This window comes from Chromohalobacter canadensis, from assembly GCF_029544075.1.
Taxonomy (GTDB): domain Bacteria; phylum Pseudomonadota; class Gammaproteobacteria; order Pseudomonadales; family Halomonadaceae; genus Chromohalobacter; species Chromohalobacter canadensis_A.
In genome coordinates, this window is sequence record NZ_JAJQJH010000002.1 from 264,433 (window position 1) to 287,704 (window position 23,272).

Sequence of the window (23,272 nt, forward strand, 5' to 3'; positions counted from 1 at the left end):
GTATCTCGATGAGCGCAGCGTGGGTGGAGGAAAAGAAATTTCAGGCATGTCGCTAATTTATATTAGTCAAATTTTGGTTTAAAAGTATGAGAAATGTCATTTAAGCCACTAAAGCATTGTTTTTAAACATATATTAATTAATGGTCAGAGTGGTTCCCCGACCGTAGTGCGGCCCGTAGAATGAGTGGCCGAGCGATAAGGAGGAAGCATGATGGCGGATCGAAAGACCCTGGTGCTAGCCAGTGGCAATACTGGCAAGTTGCGCGAGTTCCAACACTTGCTGGGTCCCTTGGGCCTTGAGGTGCGCCCCCAGCACGACTTCGCTGTGGTCGAGGTCGAGGAAACCGGCCTGACCTTCGTCGAGAACGCCCTGCTCAAGGCCCGCGAAGCCTCGCGGGTAAGTGGATGTCCTGCTCTTGCCGACGATTCGGGGCTGGATGTCGACGCCTTGCATGGCGCCCCGGGGATTTACTCGGCGCGTTTCGCAGGCGAGCCCAAGGATGATGGCGCCAACAATCGCAAACTCCTGGAAGCGCTTGACGCGGTGCCGGAGGGGCAACGCACCGCGCGGTTCTGGTGTGTACTGGTGTACTTGCGCCATGCCGAGGACCCGGTGCCGCATATCGTGCAGTGCGCCTGGGAAGGGGAAATTCTGGCGCACCCACGGGGCGAGGGCGGCTTCGGCTACGATTCACTCTTCTGGGTGCCGGAACGTGGCATGAGCGCTGCGGAGCTGCCCGCCGAGGACAAGAACCGGGTCAGCCATCGGGGCCGTGCCATGACTGCGCTGCTCGCCCAATTGTCCGCCGACTCATGACGACTCTGCCTCCCTTGTCACTCTATGTACACGTGCCCTGGTGCGTGCGCAAATGCCCGTATTGCGATTTCAACTCGCATGGCGTGGGGCATGACCGAACGCTTCCCGAACGCGCCTATGTCGACGCCCTGCTCGACGATCTGGATGCGGAGTTGGCGTTGGCCTGTGATCGCGAGCTGGTGAGTATCTTCATCGGCGGCGGTACCCCCAGCCTGCTGAGCGGCGCGGCGTATCGTCGTCTTTTACAGGCGATAGAGGCACGCTTACCGTTCGCCTCGGATATCGAGATCACCCTGGAAGCCAATCCCGGAGCCGTGGAACACGACCGCTTTGCGGCCTATCGCGAGGCCGGCATCAACCGCCTATCGTTGGGGGTGCAGAGTTTCCAGTCTCGCCAGCTCGAGCTCCTGGGGCGCATTCATGACGGCGATGAAGCCGCCCAGGCATTGCGCAACGCGCGCGCGGCGGGGTTCGATAACATCAACCTCGATCTAATGCACGGGCTTCCCGAGCAGGGCGTGGAAGATGCCCTGGCAGATATCGATCGGGCGCTGGCATTGGCGCCTGAACATATTTCCTGGTATCAGCTCACGCTCGAGCCCAATACCGAGTTCTACTCACAGCCCCCGCGCTTGCCCGATGAAGACATCCTGTGCGATATCCAGGAGGCTGGACACGCGCGGCTCGAGGCCGCGGGCTATTACCGCTACGAGATTTCCGCCTATACACGTCCCGATCACCAGGCGCGCCACAACCTCAACTACTGGACCTTCGGCGACTATCTCGGCATCGGGGCCGGGGCGCACGGCAAGTTGAGTGCTTGGCAGCCCGACGGCAGCCTGGCCATCGAAAGGCGTTGGAAGGTGCGTCAGCCGGAAGCCTATTTGCGGCGTGCACAGGATCCGCGCGGTTTCGTCGCCGGGCGTCGCGCTCTCGAGACGCAGGATCTGCCGCTGGAGTTTTTGATGAACGCCCTGCGTCTCACCGAGGGCGTTCCGCGACATTATTGGCGCGAGCGGAGCGGCCTGCCTGATACACTGCTCGACGCCCGACTGGAAGAGGCTCAGGCTAAAGGATTGCTGTGCGATCCGGCACGGCGCCTACAAGCATCGCCTCACGGGCTGTTATTCTTGAATGACCTGCTCGCGCTTTGTGATGAGCAGTGACAAATGCTTCGATAACAGGAACGCTAGAACGTTTTTCGAAGCGTATTTACAGCTAAGGAGAAAGGACGCATGCAACGCTCGATATGGATGGCGATTCCGCTGGCTCTGGCGATTGGTGTCACGGGTTGTGCAAGCAACGATGCGCAAACCGGCGGCCAACAGAGTGACCACGGCAAGACCTTAGGTGGTGCGGGCATTGGTGCTGCAGTGGGCGCAATTGCCGGGGCGCTGACCGGGGACGGCAGCACCAGCCGGCGTGACCGTGCGTTGATCGGGGCGACTGCCGGGGCAGCCATCGGCGGCGGTGTGGGCGCCTACATGGATGCTCAAGAAGAAAAGCTGCGCAAGGATCTCGACGGGACCGGCATCGGGGTCGACCGTCAGGGCGACAATATCGTCCTCAACATGCCCAGCAGCGTGACCTTCGATGTTGACTCCAGCGAGCTACGGACGCCCGCTCGTCAGGCACTCAACGATGCCACCGCCGTCATGCGCGAGTATCCCAAGACACGGATCAACGTGGCAGGCTACACCGACAGCACCGGTAGCGCCGACTACAACCAGCGCCTGTCGGAGCGTCGCGCGCAGTCCGTGGCTGATTATCTCGGTCAGGGAGGCATCGCTGGCAATCGTATCGCTACGGTCGGCTACGGTGAAAGCCAACCCGTCGCCAGCAATGATACTGAAAGCGGCCGTGCCCAGAACCGTCGTGTCGAAATCACGCTGACGCCTGTCACTCAGCAGAGCTAAGCGACCACGGCAGCGTGCCAGGCCGGTTCACGCCGGCCTGGCCTGCCAGGTTCATCAGCGCCCCTGACGTGGGCTTCCTCCGCGCTTCACGTCGTTTCGGAACCTTTCATGCTCGCCTATCAGCACGCCTACCACGCCGGTAATTTTGCCGACGTTCACAAACATCTCTCTGTGTTCGCCGTTCTGCGTCATCTATTACGTAAACCTTCCCCTGTTACGTATGTGGATACACATGCCGGACGCGGACTGTATTCCCTCGATGCCGAGGAAACACAGCGCCTCAAGGAATATCGCCACGGTGTGGCGAGTCTCTGGGCGGCGCGCGAGTGCCTTGCCGACGATCCGTTGCTGGGCCCATGGTGCGAGTGTCTCGGCACAGTGCAGGCATCACCTCGGCTCAGCCACTATCCGGGGTCGCCCTGGTGGTTGTCCCAGGCATGTCGGGTGCAGGATCAGCTCGACCTGTACGAGCTTCATCCGGGCGAGGCGAGCCATCTCGAGGCCCAAGCATTGCCCGATCAGGCACGACGCTTCTACGCGGACGGGCTGGCCGGCCTGCGTGCCTCTTTGCCGCCTACGACGCCCCGCCTTTGTGTGCTCATCGACCCCAGTTACGAGATCAAGCAGGAATATGTCGACGTCGCTACGACGTTGCAGGCCGTGTCCGCGAAGGTGCGTCACGCCATCGTCTTGATCTGGTATCCGTTATTGCCCAGCGGGCGCCATCACGAATTGCTCGATGCCGTCCAGCGCAGTGGGGTACGCAAGGTCTGGCGCAGCGAGCTGCTGCTGCATCCGCCCGGCGATGCCACGCATGGCATGTACGGTAGCGGCATGCTGATCTTCAACCCGCCCTGGGGCGTGGATACGCAGCTCGATGACAGCCTGGCGCGTGTCGTACGCTGCCTGGGGGGCGACGCGACACATTCATCGCAATGGTGGGCGCCGGAGTGAGACAACAAAACGACAATGGCACCAGCAGGGGGTTGCTGATGCCGTTGCGTGATCGCACCGGGTCTTTATAGACCTAGCTTGCCGCGCAGGGTCGCGAGATCCTCGGCAAGCACGGTGACCGGCCCGACGAAGGCGCGCCGGTCCGTCTCGCTGACCTTTTCGTAGCTGACGAAACCGGACTCGGGATTGTTGGTTTCGTGCCGGTAGTGGGCGAGTGTGTCTTCAACGGCGGCGAAGTTTTTCTCGACACGGTCGACGAAGGCCGGGTCTTCCTCGGCGACTAGCGGCTTGAAAAGCTCGAAGATCTTCTGCGAGCCGTCGACATTACCCTGGAAATCCCACAGGTCGGTGTGGCTATAGCGGTCTTCCTCACCGCTGACCTTGGTTGCGGCGACTTCTTCCATCAGTGCTGCAGCGCCGCCAACGACCTGCGCGGGCGGAAAGGTCAAATCCTGTACGCGTGATTCGAGGTCATTGACGTCCGTCATCAACTGTTTGGCGTAGGGCGTAAACCCTTGGGTGGTCTGTTCCTTGAAGAGGCCGTATTCGAGACGATGGAAACCGGTGAAGTCGGGATCCTCGACTCCGTGTTCGTAGTCGTCCTCTCGGGCGTCGATGCTGGCATCTAGATCGGCGAACAGCTCGGCGATCGGCTCGATGCGTTCGTAGTAGACCCGTGTCGGGGCGTAGAGCGCTTGGGCGCGTTCCAGATCGCCGGCCTCGATGGCCTGGGTAAATTTCTCGGTATGGCTGACGAATTGATCGAGATTATCGAGCACGTAAAGTTTGTACTCGGCTATCGGTTCGACCAGCGCCTCGGGATCGACGTCCGCCTGGGCCGGTGTCTGCAGGGCCATGAGGCCGAAGACGCTAGCGGCAAAAAACAGTGCACGCGGTGACATGCGATGACTCCTTGAGTGGGGATCGAGTTGTTCGTGGGCCAGTTCGGTCATGGCTATCGGCACCTGGGGAGCGCCTGTCGTTGTGATCAAGCATGGGGCGCGGTCGCTTCCAGCAGGGAACGACCGAGAACGTCGTGTTCATCGATGGCGCCCGGTAGCGTGAAGAAGTATCCGCCGCCTACCGGTTTGATGTATTCCTCCAGCGGCTCGCCGTTGAGGCGGTTCTGAACGGTGATGAAACCGGCCTCGAGATCGGCTTGGTAGACGATGAATAGCAGCCCCATGTCGAGCTGGCCATTGGCCTCGACGCCGTTGGAATAGTTGAACGGTCGACGCAGGATACGGTGCTTCTCGAAGCCTGGGGTACGCGGGTTGGCCAGCCGAATATGCGCGTCCAGCGGGGTGATCTGGCCATCCACGTCGTTGGCGTAGTCGGGCTTGTCGTATTCGCTGCCGCCAGACAGTGGCGCGCCGCTTTCCTTGCGCCGCCCGAAGATCGCTTCTTGTTCGGCCAACTGCGCGCGATCCCAGCGTTCGACGAAGTTGCGAATGATGCGTACTACCTGATAGCTACCGCCGTGGGTCCAGTCGGGTTCGTCGGGATCGGCGCCGGTCCACACCAATGCGTTCATCAGAGCGTCGTCGTCGGTGTTCGGGGTGGCGGTGCCGTCGCGAAAGCCCAGGTAATTGCGCGCGCTGGGCGCGGGGAGATCAGGACTGGGTGGCATCACCGGCACCGTGCCTTCTTGTTTCCAGCGCACCATGAGAAGGCCGGGCGTGTACTTGATGATGTCGCGCAGGGCGTGAATGGTCGTATCGTGCGTATTGGCGCAGATCTGCAAAGACAGGTCGCCGTGGCAACGTGCCGGCTCCAGAGCGTCGTTGGGGAATCCCGTCATGCGTTGCAGATGCTTGGGCTTGGCGTTCGCCAGGCCGAAACGCTCGTCGAACACCGAGGCACCCAACGAGACGGTGACGGTCAGCGCGTCCGGGGCGATGGTCGGCCCGAGGATGCCGGAATCCGCCGGTGGATAACTTGGGTCGCGTTTAGGATAGGTGCCGCCTTGGGTAAGAAAGGCGATACGCTCGGTGAGGATGCGCAAAAGCCGCTCCAGTCCGGCGCGGTCACGGGCCAGCACGTCGCAGACAACGACCATGCCGGTGGCCGGACGCGGGGTGAGAATGCCCTGCTGGTGACGGCCGTGAAAGGGATGAGACTGCTGGGTGGTGGTACTGACCGGTGCGCCGGTAACGGCGTGGGCACCGGCGGCATCGTCGCGCGATCCGGCCCAGGCCGAACCGCCCAGCCCGGCGGCGGCACCGGCCGCCCCCAGCCCCTGTAGAAAGCGACGTCGATCCAATGTAAAGGGGCAGCGTGAGGTATTGTCGGGTCGATCACTCATGTCGATAAGCCGTGATGATGCAAGAGGGACGATGATCAGCCATTCAGGGCCAACGTGCGGTCGAGCTTGTCCAGGGTGTCGGCCAGGGCGTGGGTGTCGGTCAGCAAGGCGTCGCGGTCGACAGCGCTGCTGCGTTTCGCTCCCGGCGCTATGTTGCTCTTCTCCGGCAAGTCCTGCTGGAGTCTGGCGAGCTGCGCTTGCAGGCCTTCCAGGGCGTCCGGTGCCTGACGTTCGAGTAGCGGCGCGAGTAGCGTGACGATCTTCTCGGCGCCTGCGGTCAGGCCTTGTAAGTCGAGCAGTTCATGTGCGTTCAGTGTCTTGCTGTCGATGGCGTGGGCGTGCCAAGCCTTGAGTACCCGGGCGCTGCCGTTGGCCAGTTGAGACGGCGGAATCGCCTGGTGTCTGAGGCGTTCGCCGAGTGTCCGAGTATCTTCGAGCAGTTGCGTTGCGATCGGAATCAGGCCGTCGGTGCTCCCAGTCTCGAACAAGCCTTGGGCCAGACGATGAAAGCCGACGAATTCTGGATCCTGCTCGCGCTCGGCGAAGTAGTCGGCGCGGGCATTGAGGCGTTCGTCGAGATCGCTATAGAGCCCGGTGGCCATCGCCAAGCGTTGATCGATGAGGCGTGCCTCGCGGTAGGCCATGCGTGCCGTGTCCAGTTCTCCGGCAGTAATGGCCTGGTGCAAGGTCTCGGTGGCTTCGATCAGGCGACGCGTCTGTAGGGTCAGGTAGACCTTGTATTCGGCCAGCGGAGCGATGAAATCCTGGCGCGACAAGGCGACCGCTGGTGCATCGTCGTTGGCCGTGACGTGGAGGGTGCCATGGGGATTGCTCAATAACCCGCAGGTCATGGCGTAGTCGCCCTCCGCCAGAGTCGCGGTCAGCGGCTGGTGCAGGCCGGGGGCGATGTTCTCGCGCTCTTCGAGCACCATCACGCCATCCAGAATCTCCCATTCGATGGCTCGCTGGGAGTCGTTGACGATGCTGAAGCGCGTCTCACCGGCGGGCACGCTGAGTTCACGGGGTTCGCAGCCCTGAGCGGTGACCACGAGCCGGACATCGCCGTCGCCATGGTCGCGACCGTTAAGCGATAGCGCGAACAGGCCCAAGGCGGCGAGCATCAGCACGGCCGATGCCAATATGCCGAGCTTGAGCAGCCGTGCGGAGGGAGGGGAAGACGGGGGCATGGAACTCTCTCCGATCAGCGAGCGTTGGTGCGTGGGACGGCCGATCGCGCGGTGCGAGCGGGGCGAAAGAACAGCAGTAGCGTCGCCAGTAGATAGCTGACATACACCACCGCCTCGCTCACGGTCGGGGCCGGCTGGTAGCCGAGCACACCGGCGAACACGGCGCCGAGCGGTGAATCCAGCGGCAACCGGTCGCCGAGGTTGAAAAGGACCTGCTGGGCATGGTTCCAGACGCCGGCTTCATGCAAGGCACGCACTGAACCAGCCAGCAGGCCAGCGGCCACCAGCAGGATGAAGAATCCAGTCAGACGGAAGAAATGCGCGAGGTTGAGGCGCAGGCTACCGCGATAGAGAGCCAGGCCCACCAAGAGTGCGGCGAGAATACCCAGCAAAGCCCCTAATGGAGCAGCCTGGTCGGTGCTTTGCTGGAACACCGCGAGCAGGAAGAAAACCGATTCCAGCCCCTCGCGGGCCACCGCCAGGAATACCATGCCGATCAGCGCCAGGGTCTGGCGATGACCGCTTTCGAAGGCGTCGTCGAGGGCACCGGTCAGCGAACGGCGTACACTATGGGCGGCACGGCGCATCCAGAACACCATCCAGGTCAACACACCCACGGCGATCAATCCGACGAGTGCCTCGAACAGCTCCTGCTGACGTTGGGGGAACTCGGCGCTGGCGAACTGTAGGCCTGCGCCGACACTCAGGGCCAAGGCGACAGCAAGGAAAACGCCGATCCATACTGCGGGCATCCAGGCGCCACGCCCGGTCTGGCGAAGATAGCTGGCGATGATGCCGACGATCAGGGCGGCCTCGAGCCCCTCGCGTAGCATGATGAGAAAAGGGACAAGCACGTTGGTGTCCTGGTGAAGCGGGATAAGAGGATACGATCTCGAAAGATAATGAGATTCGTTGTTATTTGTAGGTTACGCCTGCCCCAAGGTCGTGGCAAGCCAATTCCTAAATCAATTCGTCTTCACTGATGGAATAGGTTCCTGGCGATAGCGCGCGGTGACGATCGCCAGGAAGGGGGCGTGCGGCCTTACTTCCCGATGCAGAAGCTGCCGAAGATTTCGCCGAGCAGGTCGTCGGCGGTGAATTCGCCGGTGATTTCGGCGAGCGCGTGCTGCGCTTCACGAAGATCCTCGGCGAGGAGTTCACCGGCGCCGTGACCCTGTAGTTGGGCGATGCCGTTGTCGAGCGCCTGACCGGCGCGGTCGAGGGCATCAAGATGTCGCCGGCGTGCAGAGAAACGTCCCTCGGTGGTGGCATCGAAGCCCATCACCGTCTTGAGATGGTTCTTCAAGTTATCCACACCCACTCCGGTAATGGCGGACATGCGCACCAGTGGTGGAGTTGTGGATAAATCACTTACGGCGTCCTCACCGCTTTCGTCGATCTTGTTGCGCACCAGCGTCAGGCGCTCGGGATGGGGGAGGCGCGCGACGAATTCGGGCCAGAGTTGCATGGGGTCGGTCTGAGTCGTGGTCGCCGCATCGACCAATAGCAGCACGCGGTCAGCCTTCTCGATTTCTTCCCAAGCGCGGGCGACCCCGATTTTCTCGATGGCATCCGGTGTGTCGCGCAACCCAGCGGTGTCGATGATGTGTAGCGGCATGCCATCCAGATGAATGTATTCGCGCAGTACGTCGCGGGTGGTGCCTTCGATGTCGGTGACGATGGCACTGTCGCGTTCCGTCAGGGCGTTGAGTAGGCTCGACTTACCGGCATTGGGGCGCCCGGCGATGACCACGTTCATGCCTTCGCGCATCAACGCCCCCTGACCGGCGGCGGCGCGTACCTCGCCGAGCATGGTGTGCACGTCGTTAAGCATCGCCGCTACCTTGCCGTCGGCGAGGAAGTCGATCTCCTCCTCGGGAAAGTCGATGGCGGCTTCGACGAACATGCGTAACTCGATCAGTTTATCGACGAGCGCTGCGACGCGCGTCGAGAATTCTCCCTGCAGCGAGCGCAGGGCGTTCTCGGCGGCGGCGCGGGAACTGGCATCGATCAGATCGGCGATGGCCTCGGCTTGGGCCAGGTCGAGCTTGTCGTTGAGGAAAGCGCGCTCGGAGAACTCGCCGGGACGCGCCAGACGGGCGCCTAGCGTGACACAGCGTTCGAGGAGCAGGTCCATGATCACCGGTCCGCCATGCCCTTGTAGTTCGAGAACATCCTCGCCGGTAAAGGAGTGGGGGCCGGGGAAGAAGATCGCGATCCCTTCGTCGATGACATCGCCGTTGGCGTTGTGGAAGGGACCGTAATACGCGTGACGCGCCGCCGGGCAATGACCGAGTATGCCTTCGGCCAAGGTGCGGCTGGCGGGCCCGGAGATGCGTACGATGCCTACTCCTCCCCGTCCGGGGGGCGTGGCGATGGCAGCGATGGTGTCTTGGCGATAGAGAGGCGTGGCAGTCATGTCATTCTCCGACTCGTTGCCGGTATTGTCCGGGTGGCAGGCCCAAAACGCCAGACCCCCGCCGAAGCGGGGGTCTGATCTAGTGGAAATCGAGAAGCCGTTAGCTCTTGGCTTTACTCGTCTTTCCCGTTTCGCCGTCACTTTCGATCTTGCGCGTGATAACCCACTGCTGAAGGATCGAAATGACGTTGTTGCAGATCCAGTAGATCACCAGGCCGGCCGGGAACCACAGGAAGAAGAACGTGAAGACTACAGGCAGCATCTTCATGATCTTGGCCTGCATGGGATCCGGCGGTGTCGGGTTCAGCAACTGCTGAACGAACATCGAAGCACCCATGATGATCGGCAGGATGAAGTAGGGGTCCTGGGCCGAAAGGTCATTGATCCACAACATGAAGGGCGCATGACGCAGTTCCACTGATTCCAGCAACATCCAGTACAAGGCGATGAAGACCGGCATCTGCACGACGATGGGCAAGCAGCCCCCCAGAGGATTGATCTTCTCCTTCTGGTAGAACTTCATCATCTCCTGCGACATCTTCTGTCGGTCGTCGCCGTACTGCTCCTTGATGCGCTTCATCTCCGGGCCCATCTTGCGCATCTTCGCCATTGACTTGTACGCCTTGGCAGAGAGCGGGAAGAGCACGAGCTTCACGACGACCGTGAGCAGCACGATCGACCAACCCCAGTTGCCGATTAGGCCATGGATCTTCGCCAGCAGCCAGAACAGCGGGTTGGCGATGAACCACAGCCAACCGAAGTCGACGGTCAGCTCCAGGTGCGGCGCGATGTCTTCCAGACGGTCCTGAATCTTGGGGCCCATGTAGAGCGTCGCGGCCAGAGTGGCTTCACTGCCGGGCTGGATCTGCTGGGAGGGGCCGGCAAATGCAGCGACATTGCGATCACGAGAATCGATATTGGCGTAATAAAGATTCTCTTGGCTCTGCACCGGAACCCATGCTGAAGTGAAGTAGTGCTGGATCATGGCGACCCAGCCGCCCTCGGAGTTGACATTTTTGAAGTTGCCTTCACGAATGTCATCGAAGTCGATCTTCTCGTAATTGCTTTCTTCCGTGGAGAAGGTCGCGCCGAGGAATGACTTCATGCTCATAGGACCGCCACCCTGGCTGGGATCGGCGCTATTGTCGCGAGCAAGCTGACCGACGAAACGTGCGGAGACAGGCGTTTCGCTCTGGTTGTCGAGTAGGTACTCGACATTGACCGCGTAACTGTCGCGATCGAAGGTATAACGCTTGATGACGTCCACGCCATTGACCTCGGCCGTGAGGTCGACGCTTAGGCTATCTTGCTCGTCGCCGAGCGAATATTGCATTTGCTCGGAAGAGAAATCGATGCGCCCATCATGGCCCTCCAATTGCAGCCCCGACTTGGCAACGTAGCTGCGCACGTTGTTGTCGCTGAGGAGAACGAAGGGTTGCTCGCTATTCAAGGACTCTTTGTGCTTGGGTAGAGCAGCATAGACGACATCGCCGCCACGCGGATCGATGCGAATATCCAGTGTGCCGGTGCGTACCTCGATCAAGCCGTCCGAGTCGGTTTGCCCGTCCGCACCAGGCATGTCGGCGGCCTCTTGCGATGAGGCACTGTTACCGCTGCTGTTGGACGTGGGAACCGAGAGGCTGTCGTTGCCGGCGTTACTATCGGACGTATCCTGGGTAACGCTTTCAGGTGCGCGTTGTTCGACGCTGTTTTGCCCATAATCCGCGTTCCACTGAATGACCAGTAGATAGGCGAGTACCGCGAGCGGGATGACAAGTAGGAGTCGTTTTACGTCCATAAGGATTCTGCCCGGTGATACATTCTGACGTCACGTCCCGACCGGCACTGCGGCCACGGTGGAACGTGGCGAAGAAATGCCGATCAAGGAGATGGCGTGGACGAGACCGACTGCTTGCGTACGTCTTTTTCCAGGCGTCGCCACATGCCGTGCAATTGGCGATGCAAGGTATCGTTATCCAGCTCATGAGCTCCACGCCGAGCGAGAAAGATGATATCCACGGCGGGTAGATGATGCTGCTGGAGACGAAAGGATTCACGGACGAGGCGTTTCAGACGGTTACGGTCGACAGCACGACGTACGTTCTTCTTGCTAAACACGAGCCCCACTCGCGGTTCACCGAGAGTATTGGGACGCGCAAGCATCAAAAGGCCCTTGCCGTGCACCTTGAAGGCCGCGTGAGCGAAGACGTGCTGATAGTCCCCGGCAGTTAGCAGTCGCCGCCGCCGGGGAAAGCCCTGATCGGACATTCGTTGTCCAGTCAGGCGCTCAGACGCTTGCGACCTTTGGCACGACGACGCGCCAGCACCTGGCGGCCGTTCTGGGTGGCCATGCGAGCACGGAAGCCGTGCACGCGCTTGCGCTTTAGGACGCTCGGTTGAAAAGTGCGCTTCATAGCTGCGAATTCTCACGTGGTTGTTTGGAAACGATTTGAAACTGAAGAGCCTGGTACGCTCGCACCAGGCGGTATTCGGCTCAAGACCGGCAATTCTAGTGAATCCCTGGGGCAGGTGCAATTTTTCCGGCGTTTTTATCCACACCTGTTTTGTTACGGCGCCGAGGGTTCGGCATGTGCCGAGGCGGTCCGCCCAAGCGAATACTCGTTTGGACGCTCACCGCTTGTCGTCCCGTCCCTGAGTGAAACGATAAAGCAATTATCATTATTGAAGTTATACTAACTGATGTTGTTATTAATAGTGGGGATATTGTTTGTGGATAACCAATTTTATACCTTTATTAACAAAGAGATGCCATGTTCTTGAATATGTGGAGAAAAGGCGTGAAAGCGGTGGGTAAACTGTCGGTAGCATTGTGGGTAAGTGGCGATTTCTCCACACCCTGAGACATCTCCACGTTGAGAGGACACGTTGTGCGCTGAGTTATGGATAGGGTTTTCCACAGGAAAAGAGACTTGGTGCCCATGTGGATAACCCGGGCGCCGAACGATACAATAGTCGGCCATTCATCAACGCTAGGTGAGGTCGTGTGTCGGTCGCTCTCTGGCAGCAATGCCTCAACTTTCTTCAGGATGAGCTGAGCTCTCAGCAGTTCAACACCTGGATTCGCCCCTTGCAGGCGGAGGACGGTGACGCCAACGAGCTGTGTCTGCTGGCGCCCAATCGCTTCGTGCGTGACTGGGTCAATGATAAATACCTGAAGCGTATCAATGAGTTGCTGAGGGAGCTTGCATCCAGCAAGCCGCCCAAGGTGCAGCTGACGGTTGGCAGCCGTCGCAACGTGGCCATGTCGTCGCCGCGTGATCTAGGGTCACCTGTATCGGCGGCGGCAATGAATACCTCGCGCCCCCCCGAGACACCGCCCGCCGTACATGCACCGCGAGCTCGGGGCGATTATGCGGATGAGCAGGAAATCGATCGCATGCGTGAGCGTGAGGATTCCTCGCGCCGGAGTAGTGGCGAGCGTCAGGTGCAGGTGGAAGGGAGTCTCAAGCACCAGAGTGGACTCAATCCCAATTTTACCTTCGAGACCTTCGTCGAGGGTAAATCGAACCAGCTCGCGCGTGCTGCTTCGCGCCAGGTTTCCGAAAACCCCGGTGGTGCCTATAACCCGCTGTTCCTGTACGGTGGTGTCGGCTTGGGTAAGACGCACCTCATGCATGCAGTAGGCAATCATCTGGCTGGCCAGCGGGAAAACGCCAAGGTGGTTTACCTGCATTCAGAGCGTTTCGTGGCTGACATGGTCAAGGCACTGCAGCTCAACGCCATCAACGATTTCAAGCGTTTCTACCGCAGCGTGGATGCACTGCTGATCGACGACATCCAGTTTTTCGCCGGCAAGGAGCGCTCGCAGGAAGAATTTTTCCATACGTTCAATGCGTTGCTTGAGGGCGGCCAGCAGATGATCCTTACCTCGGATCGCTACCCCAAGGAAATCAGTGGGGTGGAAGAACGCCTCAAATCGCGCTTCGGCTGGGGGCTCACGGTGGCCATCGAGCCGCCCGAGCTGGAAACCCGCGTGGCGATCCTGATGAAAAAGGCTGACCAAGCCAAGGTCGACCTGCCGCACGATGCAGCGTTCTTCATCGCACAGAAGATTCGTTCCAACGTGCGCGAGCTGGAAGGGGCATTGAAAAAGGTCATCGCCGACTCGCACTTCATGGGCAAGCCGATCACCCAGGATTTCATCCGTGAATCGCTCAAGGATCTGCTGGCTCTGCAGGACAAGCAGGTCGGCGTCGACAACATTCAGCGCACGGTGGCGGAGTATTATAAGATCAAGTTAGCGGATCTTCTCTCCAAGCGCCGTTCGCGTTCGGTCGCACGTCCACGCCAAGTTGCCATGGCCTTGGCCAAGGAATTGACCAACCATAGCCTGCCCGAGATCGGCGATGCCTTCGGGGGGCGCGATCACACCACGGTGCTGCATGCCTGCCGAAAGGTGCAGACACTCAAGGAAGAAAGCGCGGATATCCGCGAGGATTACAAGAACTTGTTGCGGCTGCTGACCAGTTGAGCATAGCGGCCAGAATATTCCCTTGGACCCCAGGACGAGAGTGGAGCCCATGAGATTTACCATCACCCGCGAAGACCTTTTGCGTCCACTGTCGCTGGTCGCCGGCGTCGTCGAACGTCGCCAGACCCTGCCGGTGCTGTCCAACGTGCTGCTCGAGGTACGCGACACGCAACTGGCGCTGACCGGTACGGACCTCGAAGTCGAACTGATCGGTCGCACGGCCCCGCATCATGTCGACGAGCCGGGCTCGGCGACGGTGCCGGCGCGCAAGCTAATGGATATCTGCAAGTCGTTGCCCGAACGGACCGATATCACCTTTACGCTCGAAGAAGGGCGTGCGGTGCTACGTGCGGGGCGTTCACGCTTCACCTTGTCAACATTGCCGGTGGCGGAATTCCCGAATATCGAGGGAAGTCAAAGCGATACGACCTTGACCTTGACGCGTGGCACACTCAAGCACTTGATCGATGCGACCTCTTTCGCCATGGCGCAGCAGGATGTGCGTTACTATCTGAACGGTATGCTGCTCGAGTTCGGCCATCATCTGGTGCGTACGGTGGCGACCGACGGTCACCGTTTGGCGGTGTGTGCGCGTAGCGCCGAGGTCGAAGTGGAGCCGTCGCAGAAGCTCATCGTACCGCGTAAGGGCATTCTCGAATTGGCGCGCTTGCTGGATGGCAGCGATGAGCCGGTGGAGCTCACCATCGGCGGCACCCATCTGCGCGCACAAACCGGGGATTTCACCTTTACTTCCAAGCTGGTCGACGGCAAGTTCCCCGATTACGAGCGAGTGGTCCCGCGGGGCGGCGATAAGGTCATTATCGCCGAGCGTGGTGAGTTGCGTCAGGTGTTGTCGCGTACCGCGATTCTCTCTAACGAGAAGTATCGTGGAGTGCGGCTCAATCTCGAAGAGCACAACCTGCGTGTGACGGCCAACAACCCCGAGCAGGAAGAAGCCGAGGAAAACGTGGCCATCGAGTATGAGGGCGACACCTTGGAAGTGGGGTTCAATGTCGGCTATCTCGTGGATGTGCTCGGCGTGCTTGATGCCGACCGCGTGCAAATGACGCTTTCCGACCCCAACAGCAGCGCACTGCTGGAAGAACCGGGCGGTGGCGATGCCATGTATGTGGTCATGCCGATGCGCCTCTGATCGCCTGCGCTGCTTTTTAACCCATGTACGTCTCGGGCGCGGTCGGTTCAAGCCGACATTACTAACCGCGTCCGAGGTGGCATGCTGCCTCCGATCCCCTTATGCCCCTCGAACGTCTCAATTTCCTAGGTTTGCGTAACCTGGCAGCACTCGATATGCGACCCGCGCCGGGGATCAACCTGGTGACCGGTGCCAATGGCAGTGGCAAGACCAGTTTGCTGGAAGGCGTGCACATGTTGGGGATGGCGCGCTCGTTCCGCACTCAGAAGCTCAAGCACGCAATCACCCACGATGCCGATGCCGTCACCTTGCACGGTCGTCTGGCAGGTGATCCGCCGGTATCGTTGGGCGTTCGTCGGTCACGCGATGCCGCTGAGCTGGAAATTCGTCTCGATGGCGAACGCGGTATCCGTGTGGCGCGCTTGGCGGAAACGCTCCCCCTGCAGCTGATCAACCCCGATGCATTCCGTCTGCTGGAAGGTGCGCCTGCGGCTCGGCGTGAGTTCCTAGACTGGGGAGTGTTTCACGTGAAACACGAATTTTTCGAGGCATGGCGGCGCGTACGGCGCGCCCTGAAACATCGGAATGCCCTGCTCAGACATGATAGAATCGACCTAAGATCGATGCGTGTCTGGGAGCAAGAGTTGGCACATTGGAGTGAGCAACTCGACCTCTTGCGCAGCGACTACATGGCGCAATTCGCCAAGACATTCGAAGCGACATTGCATGAGTTGTTGCCGCTTTCCGGTTTGTCTCTCCGTTATTATCGCGGATGGGACAAACAGCGTGGGTTGCTAGACGTGCTCGAAAACGGTCGGGATACCGATCGGCAAATGGGCTTTACCCAGCAGGGGCCGCAACGTGCCGATTTGCGCTTACGCATTGGCAAGCGCGCTGCCGTGGAAGAGCTATCGCGCGGGCAGCAAAAGTTGGTAGTGAGTGCGCTGAAATTAGCCCAAGGGCGCTTGCTGGAAGAACTGACGGGGCGTACCTGCGTTTACCTGATCGATGACCTGGCTGCCGAGCTTGATGTTTCGCATCGGCAGATCTTTTGTCATTGGCTGGAGCGCTTGCACTGCCAGGTCTTTATTACCGGAGTCGAGCGCAGTGCGCTCGAGAATGCATGGCAGTCGGAAACGGATGTCGCGATGTTTCACGTGGAACACGGGCGACTGCTCACGGAATGACTTCACGACGGAGTAGGCAATGAGCGAACAAGCTTACGACTCATCGAGCATCAAGGTTCTCAAGGGCCTGGATGCAGTACGCAAGCGCCCCGGCATGTACATCGGCGATACCGATGATGGCACGGGCCTGCATCATATGGTCTTCGAGTTGGTGGATAACTCCATCGACGAAGCGCTCGCGGGACACTGTAGCGAGATTCGCGTGGTGATCCACCCCGATGAGTCCGTCACCGTCAGTGACAATGGGCGTGGCATTCCAACTGATATGCATTCGGAGGAAAACGTCTCGGCGGCAGAAGTCATCATGACGGTGCTGCATGCCGGCGGCAAGTTCGATGACAACTCCTATAAGGTCTCGGGCGGACTTCACGGCGTTGGTGTTTCCGTCGTTAACGCGCTTTCTGAAGAGCTCAAGCTCACGGTGTGGCGCGCCGGTCAGGTTTATGAACAGATCTATCATCATGGCGTGCCTGATTCACCCCTGGATGTGGTGGGAAAGACTGAGAAGAGCGGTACCCAGGTCAATTTCAAGCCGTCGACCGAAACCTTCGCCAATATCGAGTTTCACTACGATATTCTGGCAAAGCGCTTGCGTGAGCTGTCGTTCCTCAACTCCGGTGTCGCGATTCGCTTGCTCGACGAGCGCTCGGGTGCGGAAGAACTGTTTCACTATGAAGGCGGGCTACGGGCCTTCGTCGATCACCTGAATACCAACAAAGCAACGTTGAACCCCGTTTTCCATTTCGAAACGCAACGCGAAGATGGCATCGGGGTCGAGGTGGCGATGCAGTGGAACGACACCTTCTCCGAGAATATCTTCTGCTACACCAATAATATTCCCCAGCACGATGGCGGCACGCACCTAGCCGGTTTCAGGGCAGCCTTGACGCGTACGCTCAATCACTACATCGAAACCGAAGGGCTGCTGAAAAAGGCCAAGGTCAACACGGCCGGTGACGATGCGCGGGAAGGGTTGACGGCGATCGTGTCGGTCAAGGTGCCCGATCCCAAGTTTTCGTCGCAGACCAAGGAAAAGCTGGTGTCGTCCGAGGTCAAGACGGCAGTCGAGCAGGAGATGGGGCGTCAGCTGGGCGATTATCTGGTGGAGCGGCCCAATGATGCCAAGGCCATCGTCAACAAGATGCTCGACGCTGCACGTGCTCGCGAGGCAGCGCGTAAGGCGCGCGATATGACGCGCCGTAAGGGTGCATTGGATATCGCTGGGCTACCAGGCAAGTTGGCCGATTGTCAGGAGAAAGACCCGAGCCTGTCGGAGCTTTATCTGGTCGAGGGCGACTCGGCAGGCGGCAGCGCTAAGCAAGGACGTGATCGACGCACCCAGGCGATCCTGCCGCTCAAGGGCAAGATCTTGAACGTCGAGAAGGCGCGCTTCGACAAGATGCTGTCTTCGGCTGAAGTAGGCACGCTGATCACGGCGTTGGGGTGTGGCATCGGGCGCGAGGAGTTCAATCCCGATAAGCTGCGCTATCATTCGATCATCATCATGACGGATGCCGACGTTGACGGATCGCACATCCGCACGCTGCTATTGACGTTCTTCTTCCGGCAGATGCCGGAACTGATCGAACGTGGCCATGTGTTCATCGCTCAGCCGCCACTTTATAAGATCAAGCGCGGCAAGCAGGAAACCTATCTCAAGGATGAACAGGCGCTGACGGATTATTTGACCACGACGGCGTTGGATGGCGCTCGCCTCTACGTCAATGCCGATGCGCCGGGCATTGCCAACGAGCATCTCGAGACCCTGGTCAATGAGTATCGCGATGTCATGCGGCGTATCGACCGTCTTTCGCGGGTTTATCCCAACCTCGTGCTGCGCAAGATCGTGCATACTGCAAGGCTTGAGAGCGATAGCCTCAAGGACCGTGAGACCATGCAGCATTGGATCGACCATCTGCAGCGCGAAATGGACGATCTCATCGCCTACGAGGGCGGTCCACGTTATACCTTCCATCTACAGGAAGATACCGAGCGTGGTGTTTACCTGCCCTGCGTAGCATTGACGGCGCATGGGGTGACGACTGACTACGTGTGGGGCGTCGATTTCTTCCGTAGCGCCGATTATCGCGCCATGACTGCATTGGGCGAGACGCTCGATGGGCTGCTCGAAGAAGGCTCCTACGTAGCCCGCGGTGAGCGTCAGCGTAAGGTGGATACCTTCTATGAAGCGCTCGAGTGGTTGATGAGCGAAGCTCAGCGTGGTTTGAGTGTGCAGCGCTATAAGGGCTTGGGCGAGATGAATCCCGATCAGCTATGGGAAACGACCATGGACCCCAATTCTCGCCGGATGCTGCGCGTTTCCATCGAAGATGCCGTGGCATCCGACATGATGTTCAACACCTTGATGGGTGACGAAGTCGAGCCGCGTCGTGACTTCATCGAGCGCAATGCACTGGTCGCCAATCTGGATATCTAGCAGGGCACACGGGCAGGGGATGTTTCACGTGGAACATCTGCGGTGAAGTACTGCTCTACAGTGCGATAGAAAGAGGCTGGTAACGTCATCGCGTTGCCAGCCTTTTTTGTGGTGTGATGACGAACCGTAAGCCGCTGTGCCAAGGCAAGCAAGTATCAAGAAGCGGCTTTGTGGCCGAGAAGCCAATCAGTGAAGGCGGCAAGGTCGTCAAAGATGAATGCGTCATCGAGGCCTGTGCCTTTTAGCTCGGTGCGCTTTCCCTTGCCGGTACGCACCAGAGCGCTTTGACATCCCACAGCGTCGCCGGCCTGCAGGTCGCGCAGGCTATCGCCCACCATCCAACTGCCTTCGAGCGTTTCTAACCCGAGTGCATCGCGTATGCGCTCCAGCAGTCCTGGTAAAGGCTTGCGGCAACAACAGCCATCGTCCGGCCCGTGCGGACAATAGGCGGTGTAGACGATTTCACCCCCAGCGGCATTCACCAGCTCTTGCATCTTGGCATGCATCGCCTCAAGGGTGGCTACATCGAAATAGCCGCGTGCGATGCCCGATTGATTGGTGGCAACCGCCACTGTCCAGCCGGCTTGCGATAGACGCGCAATGGCCTCGATGGCCTGAGGGTAGGGGAGAAATTCATCGAGCGATTTTACGTAGTCATCGGAATCTCGGTTGATGACGCCGTCTCGATCGAGGATGACGAGTTGAGTCATGGAGTCTCGGCCAGCAGGAAAACTGATACCAATTATCATGGCTAAGTACGCCGGCTGCAAAACACCCCATGTTTCACGTGAAACATGGGGTGTCGTTTTTAGTGACAATGGGGCATGGGAGGTGTGGCGGAGAGTCGCTTACGGAAGAATGTTCCTCTCGCGCAATCGATCGAAAGCTGCGAATAGCGATTCACGGGAATCACAGCGGCGAGTGAACCCATGACGGTAGATTTTGTTAACATCCGAAATGACGTCGGTCTCGGTATTGAACACGAAGTTGCCGAAGCCCCATTGGACCACACGCTCGAGGCGTTTTTCCGCGAGACCGTGTTTCTCCACGATGTGCTCCCAGACCGGTTGCTTATCGGCCATGTGCTGCTCGAGATCAAGCGGGACAGGACTAGCGCTGGGCAAGTCGAAGTAAGCGGCGATATCCTGCCATAGGCGCTCCCAGCGGAAAATGTCACCATTGGTGACATTGAAAGCTTCACCACCGATACCCTCGGTTTCGGCGGCCCAGAGGCTGGCCTCTCCCAGCAGTGCCGCATCGGTAGTCTGCATCAGTACATGGTAAGCGGCCTCGCTACCCGGATAACGTAGTGGCACGCCGAGCTCGCGGGAAATAGCCGCGAAGGCGCCGATGACGGCTGCAATATTCATGGGGTTTCCGTTGATATTGCCGCTGACGACGACATCGGGGCGCAAGGCGACGTAATCCCACTCGGCGCTTTTTGCGCGCTTGGCAAGCATTGCTTCTTGGGCCTGATAAATGTTCGGTGGCATATGGCTGGGATCAGACTCTCGCGCCGGGGTTGGCACTTGGGTGCCGAGATGTATGCCGTAAATCTTGAACCCCTGATAGATGACGACTCGCGTCAGTGGGGCATTGGCCTGCTCCAGTGCATCGAGTAGATTATCCAGCATCTGGGCGTTGCGTTTCGCTTCGGTCGACAGATCGGTATCCGGCGCTAAGGCAGCATAGAACAGGTGTGTAGTATCCGCCGCCTGATCGCGAATCGTGTTCTCGGTTGCTTCGGCGTCGGTCAGGTCCACCGTAACGGTGTCGATACCTTCGATGGAGCGTCGACCCAGTCCCTTTACCTCGGCGCCATGCTTCTTCAGTGCATCGTGCGCACCGTGACCGATGATGCCACTGGCGCCTGCGATTAATGCTTTCATGTGCTTCCTCCCTGTTTTACGTGACACATCCGCTTCGTACGATATTTTGCTCAAGCGATCCTTGTCGCTGCCGTCTACATCTAGCACTAAAATAATGGATATAGTCGTCGGTCAATCTAGTCTCGCCGTGGCTTCAGTTCCAACGGCCATCGCATCACGGTCCTCCCTCCTGAGCGTGATGTTTCACGTGGAACAATCCTTGAGCTACGAGCTACGAGCTACGAGCTACGAGCTACGAGCTACGAGCTACGAGGAAGAGGGAAGAGGAGGACCTCGATGTCAAATCCGGGCGCGCAGTGTTTCACGTGAAACATTTTATAGTTGGTACGCAAGGAAGGTCTGGCTGGTCTAGTGAAGAAGCACAATATCGCTAAACATTATGTTCCACGTGAAACAAAAAAGGGTGGCCGGTTAGGCCACCCTTTTCAGTTGCAACGCGTGTGTGGGTTATTGCTGCAATTGGGCGATATCCGCGACTTCCAGGAACAGGGCCTGGAGGTTGGCCAACAAAGCGAGGCGGTTGCGGCGTACCGCCTCGTCTTCAGCCATGACCATGACATCGTCGAAGAAGGCGTCGACGGGGCCACGAAGCTGGGCCAGTACATCCAGCGCCTCGGAATAGCGTGCGGCATCGAGTAGTGGGCGTACCGCTTGATGGCATTGCTCGAGCGCTTCACTCAACGTCGTCTCGGCTTCGGCTTGCAGCAGCGAGGTATCCACGGTGGTAGAGCCATCGTGCTGCTGTTTGGCGAGGATGTTCGAGACGCGCTTGTTGGCTGACGCTAGCGCTGCCGCTTCTTCCCGCTGACTGAAGGCATGCACGGCACGGATCCGACGTGCGAAATCGAGCGGTCGTTTGACCGGGCGAGAGCGCACCGACAGATAGACCTCGACGGCGATGCCTTCGTCCTGGGTCCAGGCGCGGAAGCGGTCGAGCATGTAACCCAGCACATCATCGATCAGGCCGTCAGCCTTGGGTAGTTCGTCATGCTGAGCGGCGGCGAGTTCGAGAAGTTCACGCAAGTCGAGATCGAGCTCACCCTTGATCAGGATGTTGAGAACGCCAATGGCGGCGCGACGCAGGGCGAAGGGGTCCTTGGTGCCCGTGGGGCGCTGGCCGATACCAAAGATGCCGGTCAGCGTATCCAGGCGGTCAGCCAAGGCTAGAGCCAAGCCGGTTTGCGTCTTGGGTACGTCGTCGCTGGCGAAACGCGGCAGGTACTGCTCGTGAAGTGCTTGCGCGACCTCTTCCGGTTCGCCGTCCTGGCGGGCGTAGTAGGTGCCCATGATGCCCTGGAGTTCGGGAAACTCCAGCACCATCTCGGTGACCAGGTCGCACTTGGCAAGCTGTGCGGCACGTTGGGCATGGTTGACGTCGCCACCGATCCGTTCGGCGATGAACGCGCCGATCGTCTCCATGCGTCGCGCCTTGTCACCCAGCGTGCCCAGCGACTGCTGGAAGACCACGTTATCCAGTGCGTCGCGCCGCGAGGCCAATGTCTGTTTACGGTCGGTATCGTAGAAGAAAGCGGCATCGGCCAGACGCGGGCGGATGACTTTCTCGTTGCCCTCGATGACCTGCTGCGGATCGCGGCTTTCGATGTTGGAGACGGTGATAAAGGCCGGCTTGAGTTGACTCTCAGCGTCGAGCAGGTGGAAGTATTTCTGATTGGCCTTCATCGACGAGATCAAGCACTCGGCGGGGACTTCGAGGAAACGCTCGTCGAAGCTGCCGGTCAGCGCCACCGGCCATTCGACCAGGCCGTTGACTTCGTCGAGGAGGTCGTCGTCGATGACGGCCGTGGCGTCGTTGACCTCGGCTTCGGCCAGTACCTGCTCGCGGATACGCTCACGCCGGCGATCGTTATCGGCCAGTACGAAGGCGTTTTCGAGCACGTCCAGATAGTCATCGGCGTGTGCCAGCTCGATGGCCTGCGGAGCATGGAAGCGATGCCCACGGGTGGTACGGCCGGCCTCGAGGCCGAGTACCTCGGCGGGAACCACATCCTGGCCGTAGAGCATGACCAACCAATGCGCGGGGCGCGAAAATTCGAGCCGAGAGGCACCCCAGCGCATGTTCTTGGGCACCGGCAGAGCGTTGACGGCACGCCTGAGTATGGCCGGCAACAGCGCCGTGGTGGCTTCGCCCGGCTCCTGATAGCGATAGCCGAGCCAGGTACCCTTGTCGGTTTCCAGATGGATCAGGTCTGCGACCTCGACGCCGCAGGAACGCGCAAAGCCTTCTGCGGCCTTGGTGGGCGCGCCGTCCTTGAAGGCGGCAGCCAGGGCCGGGCCGCGCCGCTCGATCTCGCGATCCGGCTGCTTGTCGCCAAGTGCCACGATGCTGACCGCCAAGCGGCGTGGCGTGGCGTGGGCGTGAGCTGCTTCGAAGGGGACCTCAGCGTCGGCAAGGCCATTTGCGAGACCGTCGCGCAGGGCATTGGCGAGGGGCTCGATGGCGCCTGGCGGAAGCTCCTCGACGCCGAGTTCGACCAGTAGGGTGTTGGATGCCATTC

At 59.7% G+C, this 23,272-nt stretch carries 19 protein-coding genes; 8 read left to right on the forward strand and 11 right to left on the reverse strand.

Annotated features, from left to right (window positions below):
• Positions 1-211: 211 nt before the first annotated feature.
• From rdgB to LUN51_RS04875, 4 genes are all read left to right on the forward strand, one after another.
• On the forward strand, positions 212-817 hold the full coding sequence (gene rdgB / locus LUN51_RS04860) for an RdgB/HAM1 family non-canonical purine NTP pyrophosphatase (RefSeq protein ID WP_277810540.1): 606 nt from the start codon (positions 212-214) through the stop codon (positions 815-817).
• On the forward strand, positions 814-1,983 hold the full coding sequence (hemW, locus tag LUN51_RS04865; RefSeq protein WP_277810361.1) for a radical SAM family heme chaperone HemW: 1,170 nt from the start codon (positions 814-816) through the stop codon (positions 1,981-1,983). Before rdgB ends, hemW begins: the two co-directional genes overlap by 4 nt.
• A gap of 69 nt (positions 1,984-2,052) precedes the next feature.
• Positions 2,053-2,733 carry an OmpA family protein gene (locus LUN51_RS04870; protein WP_277810362.1) on the forward strand — a complete coding sequence of 227 codons (681 nt, stop codon included), beginning with the start codon at positions 2,053-2,055 and terminating at the stop codon, positions 2,731-2,733.
• A gap of 108 nt (positions 2,734-2,841) precedes the next feature.
• On the forward strand, positions 2,842-3,687 hold the full coding sequence (locus LUN51_RS04875; protein ID WP_277810363.1) for a 23S rRNA (adenine(2030)-N(6))-methyltransferase RlmJ: 846 nt from the start codon (positions 2,842-2,844) through the stop codon (positions 3,685-3,687).
• A gap of 65 nt (positions 3,688-3,752) precedes the next feature.
• Here the strand turns inward: LUN51_RS04875 and efeO (LUN51_RS04880) are convergent, their stop codons facing one another.
• The 8 genes from efeO (LUN51_RS04880) to rpmH form a co-directional block, all read right to left on the reverse strand.
• Entirely contained in the window at positions 3,753-4,589 is an 837-nt protein-coding gene (gene efeO, locus LUN51_RS04880) for an iron uptake system protein EfeO (protein WP_277810364.1), read from the reverse strand.
• 86 nt (positions 4,590-4,675) lie between these two features.
• Positions 4,676-5,992, reverse strand: coding sequence for an iron uptake transporter deferrochelatase/peroxidase subunit (gene efeB / locus LUN51_RS04885; RefSeq protein ID WP_277810365.1), 1,317 nt, complete (start codon positions 5,990-5,992; stop codon positions 4,676-4,678).
• 35 nt (positions 5,993-6,027) lie between these two features.
• Positions 6,028-7,179 carry an iron uptake system protein EfeO gene (efeO, locus tag LUN51_RS04890; protein ID WP_277810366.1) on the reverse strand — a complete coding sequence of 384 codons (1,152 nt, stop codon included), beginning with the start codon at positions 7,177-7,179 and terminating at the stop codon, positions 6,028-6,030.
• Positions 7,180-7,193: 14 nt separating this feature from the next.
• Positions 7,194-8,033: an iron uptake transporter permease EfeU gene (gene efeU, locus LUN51_RS04895; RefSeq protein WP_040240214.1), complete on the reverse strand. Its 840-nt coding sequence runs from the start codon at positions 8,031-8,033 to the stop codon at positions 7,194-7,196.
• A gap of 188 nt (positions 8,034-8,221) precedes the next feature.
• A complete protein-coding gene (mnmE, locus tag LUN51_RS04900) occupies positions 8,222-9,598 on the reverse strand; it encodes a tRNA uridine-5-carboxymethylaminomethyl(34) synthesis GTPase MnmE (protein WP_246894723.1) in 1,377 nt (458 codons plus the stop codon).
• A gap of 100 nt (positions 9,599-9,698) precedes the next feature.
• A complete protein-coding gene (gene yidC, locus LUN51_RS04905; protein WP_277810367.1) occupies positions 9,699-11,396 on the reverse strand; it encodes a membrane protein insertase YidC in 1,698 nt (565 codons plus the stop codon).
• Positions 11,397-11,479: 83 nt separating this feature from the next.
• Positions 11,480-11,866 (reverse strand): ribonuclease P protein component, encoded by a 387-nt coding sequence (gene rnpA / locus LUN51_RS04910; RefSeq protein WP_277810368.1) that lies wholly within the window; start codon positions 11,864-11,866, stop codon positions 11,480-11,482.
• 11 nt (positions 11,867-11,877) lie between these two features.
• Entirely contained in the window at positions 11,878-12,012 is a 135-nt protein-coding gene (gene rpmH / locus LUN51_RS04915; RefSeq protein WP_040240205.1) for a 50S ribosomal protein L34, read from the reverse strand.
• Between the two features lie 590 nt (positions 12,013-12,602).
• Between rpmH and dnaA the strand changes: the two genes are divergently transcribed.
• The 4 genes from dnaA (at position 12,603) to gyrB (ending at position 18,867) form a co-directional block, all read left to right on the forward strand.
• The gene (dnaA, locus tag LUN51_RS04920) at positions 12,603-14,090 is read left to right on the forward strand and encodes a chromosomal replication initiator protein DnaA (RefSeq protein ID WP_277810369.1); all 1,488 of its coding nucleotides are present in this window, start codon (positions 12,603-12,605) and stop codon (positions 14,088-14,090) included.
• Between the two features lie 49 nt (positions 14,091-14,139).
• Entirely contained in the window at positions 14,140-15,243 is a 1,104-nt protein-coding gene (dnaN, locus tag LUN51_RS04925; protein WP_277810370.1) for a DNA polymerase III subunit beta, read from the forward strand.
• A 101-nt stretch (positions 15,244-15,344) separates the two neighbouring features.
• The gene (recF, locus tag LUN51_RS04930) at positions 15,345-16,430 is read left to right on the forward strand and encodes a DNA replication/repair protein RecF (protein WP_277810371.1); all 1,086 of its coding nucleotides are present in this window, start codon (positions 15,345-15,347) and stop codon (positions 16,428-16,430) included.
• 19 nt (positions 16,431-16,449) lie between these two features.
• On the forward strand, positions 16,450-18,867 hold the full coding sequence (gene gyrB, locus LUN51_RS04935) for a DNA topoisomerase (ATP-hydrolyzing) subunit B (RefSeq protein WP_277810372.1): 2,418 nt from the start codon (positions 16,450-16,452) through the stop codon (positions 18,865-18,867).
• Between the two features lie 155 nt (positions 18,868-19,022).
• Here gyrB and gmhB read toward each other — a convergent pair whose 3' ends face one another.
• From gmhB to glyS, 3 genes are all read right to left on the reverse strand, one after another.
• Positions 19,023-19,577: a D-glycero-beta-D-manno-heptose 1,7-bisphosphate 7-phosphatase gene (gmhB, locus tag LUN51_RS04940; RefSeq protein WP_277810373.1), complete on the reverse strand. Its 555-nt coding sequence runs from the start codon at positions 19,575-19,577 to the stop codon at positions 19,023-19,025.
• Between the two features lie 138 nt (positions 19,578-19,715).
• Positions 19,716-20,756, reverse strand: coding sequence for an SDR family oxidoreductase (locus tag LUN51_RS04945; protein WP_277810374.1), 1,041 nt, complete (start codon positions 20,754-20,756; stop codon positions 19,716-19,718).
• Positions 20,757-21,203: 447 nt separating this feature from the next.
• Positions 21,204-23,270: a glycine--tRNA ligase subunit beta gene (glyS, locus tag LUN51_RS04950; protein WP_277810375.1), complete on the reverse strand. Its 2,067-nt coding sequence runs from the start codon at positions 23,268-23,270 to the stop codon at positions 21,204-21,206.
• Between the last annotated feature and the right edge of the window lie 2 nt (positions 23,271-23,272).

What these genes read in the sequence shown, in the direction of transcription:
- efeO (WP_277810364.1), bottom strand. Translation starts at nt 4,589, where the DNA reads ATGTCACCGCGTGCACTGTTTTTTGCCGCTAGCGTCTTCGGCCTCATG.
- dnaN (WP_277810370.1), top strand. Translation starts at nt 14,140, where the DNA reads ATGAGATTTACCATCACCCGCGAAGACCTTTTGCGTCCACTGTCGCTG.
- mnmE (WP_246894723.1), bottom strand. Translation starts at nt 9,598, where the DNA reads ATGACTGCCACGCCTCTCTATCGCCAAGACACCATCGCTGCCATCGCC.
- LUN51_RS04875 (WP_277810363.1), top strand. Translation starts at nt 2,842, where the DNA reads ATGCTCGCCTATCAGCACGCCTACCACGCCGGTAATTTTGCCGACGTT.
- gyrB (WP_277810372.1), top strand. Translation starts at nt 16,450, where the DNA reads ATGAGCGAACAAGCTTACGACTCATCGAGCATCAAGGTTCTCAAGGGC.
- LUN51_RS04945 (WP_277810374.1), bottom strand. Translation starts at nt 20,756, where the DNA reads ATGAAAGCATTAATCGCAGGCGCCAGTGGCATCATCGGTCACGGTGCG.
- rnpA (WP_277810368.1), bottom strand. Translation starts at nt 11,866, where the DNA reads ATGTCCGATCAGGGCTTTCCCCGGCGGCGGCGACTGCTAACTGCCGGG.
- hemW (WP_277810361.1), top strand. Translation starts at nt 814, where the DNA reads ATGACGACTCTGCCTCCCTTGTCACTCTATGTACACGTGCCCTGGTGC.
- rdgB (WP_277810540.1), top strand. Translation starts at nt 212, where the DNA reads ATGGCGGATCGAAAGACCCTGGTGCTAGCCAGTGGCAATACTGGCAAG.
- rpmH (WP_040240205.1), bottom strand. Translation starts at nt 12,012, where the DNA reads ATGAAGCGCACTTTTCAACCGAGCGTCCTAAAGCGCAAGCGCGTGCAC.
- glyS (WP_277810375.1), bottom strand. Translation starts at nt 23,270, where the DNA reads ATGGCATCCAACACCCTACTGGTCGAACTCGGCGTCGAGGAGCTTCCG.
- yidC (WP_277810367.1), bottom strand. Translation starts at nt 11,396, where the DNA reads ATGGACGTAAAACGACTCCTACTTGTCATCCCGCTCGCGGTACTCGCC.
- efeO (WP_277810366.1), bottom strand. Translation starts at nt 7,179, where the DNA reads ATGCCCCCGTCTTCCCCTCCCTCCGCACGGCTGCTCAAGCTCGGCATA.
- efeB (WP_277810365.1), bottom strand. Translation starts at nt 5,992, where the DNA reads ATGAGTGATCGACCCGACAATACCTCACGCTGCCCCTTTACATTGGAT.
- recF (WP_277810371.1), top strand. Translation starts at nt 15,345, where the DNA reads ATGCCCCTCGAACGTCTCAATTTCCTAGGTTTGCGTAACCTGGCAGCA.
- gmhB (WP_277810373.1), bottom strand. Translation starts at nt 19,577, where the DNA reads ATGACTCAACTCGTCATCCTCGATCGAGACGGCGTCATCAACCGAGAT.
- LUN51_RS04870 (WP_277810362.1), top strand. Translation starts at nt 2,053, where the DNA reads ATGCAACGCTCGATATGGATGGCGATTCCGCTGGCTCTGGCGATTGGT.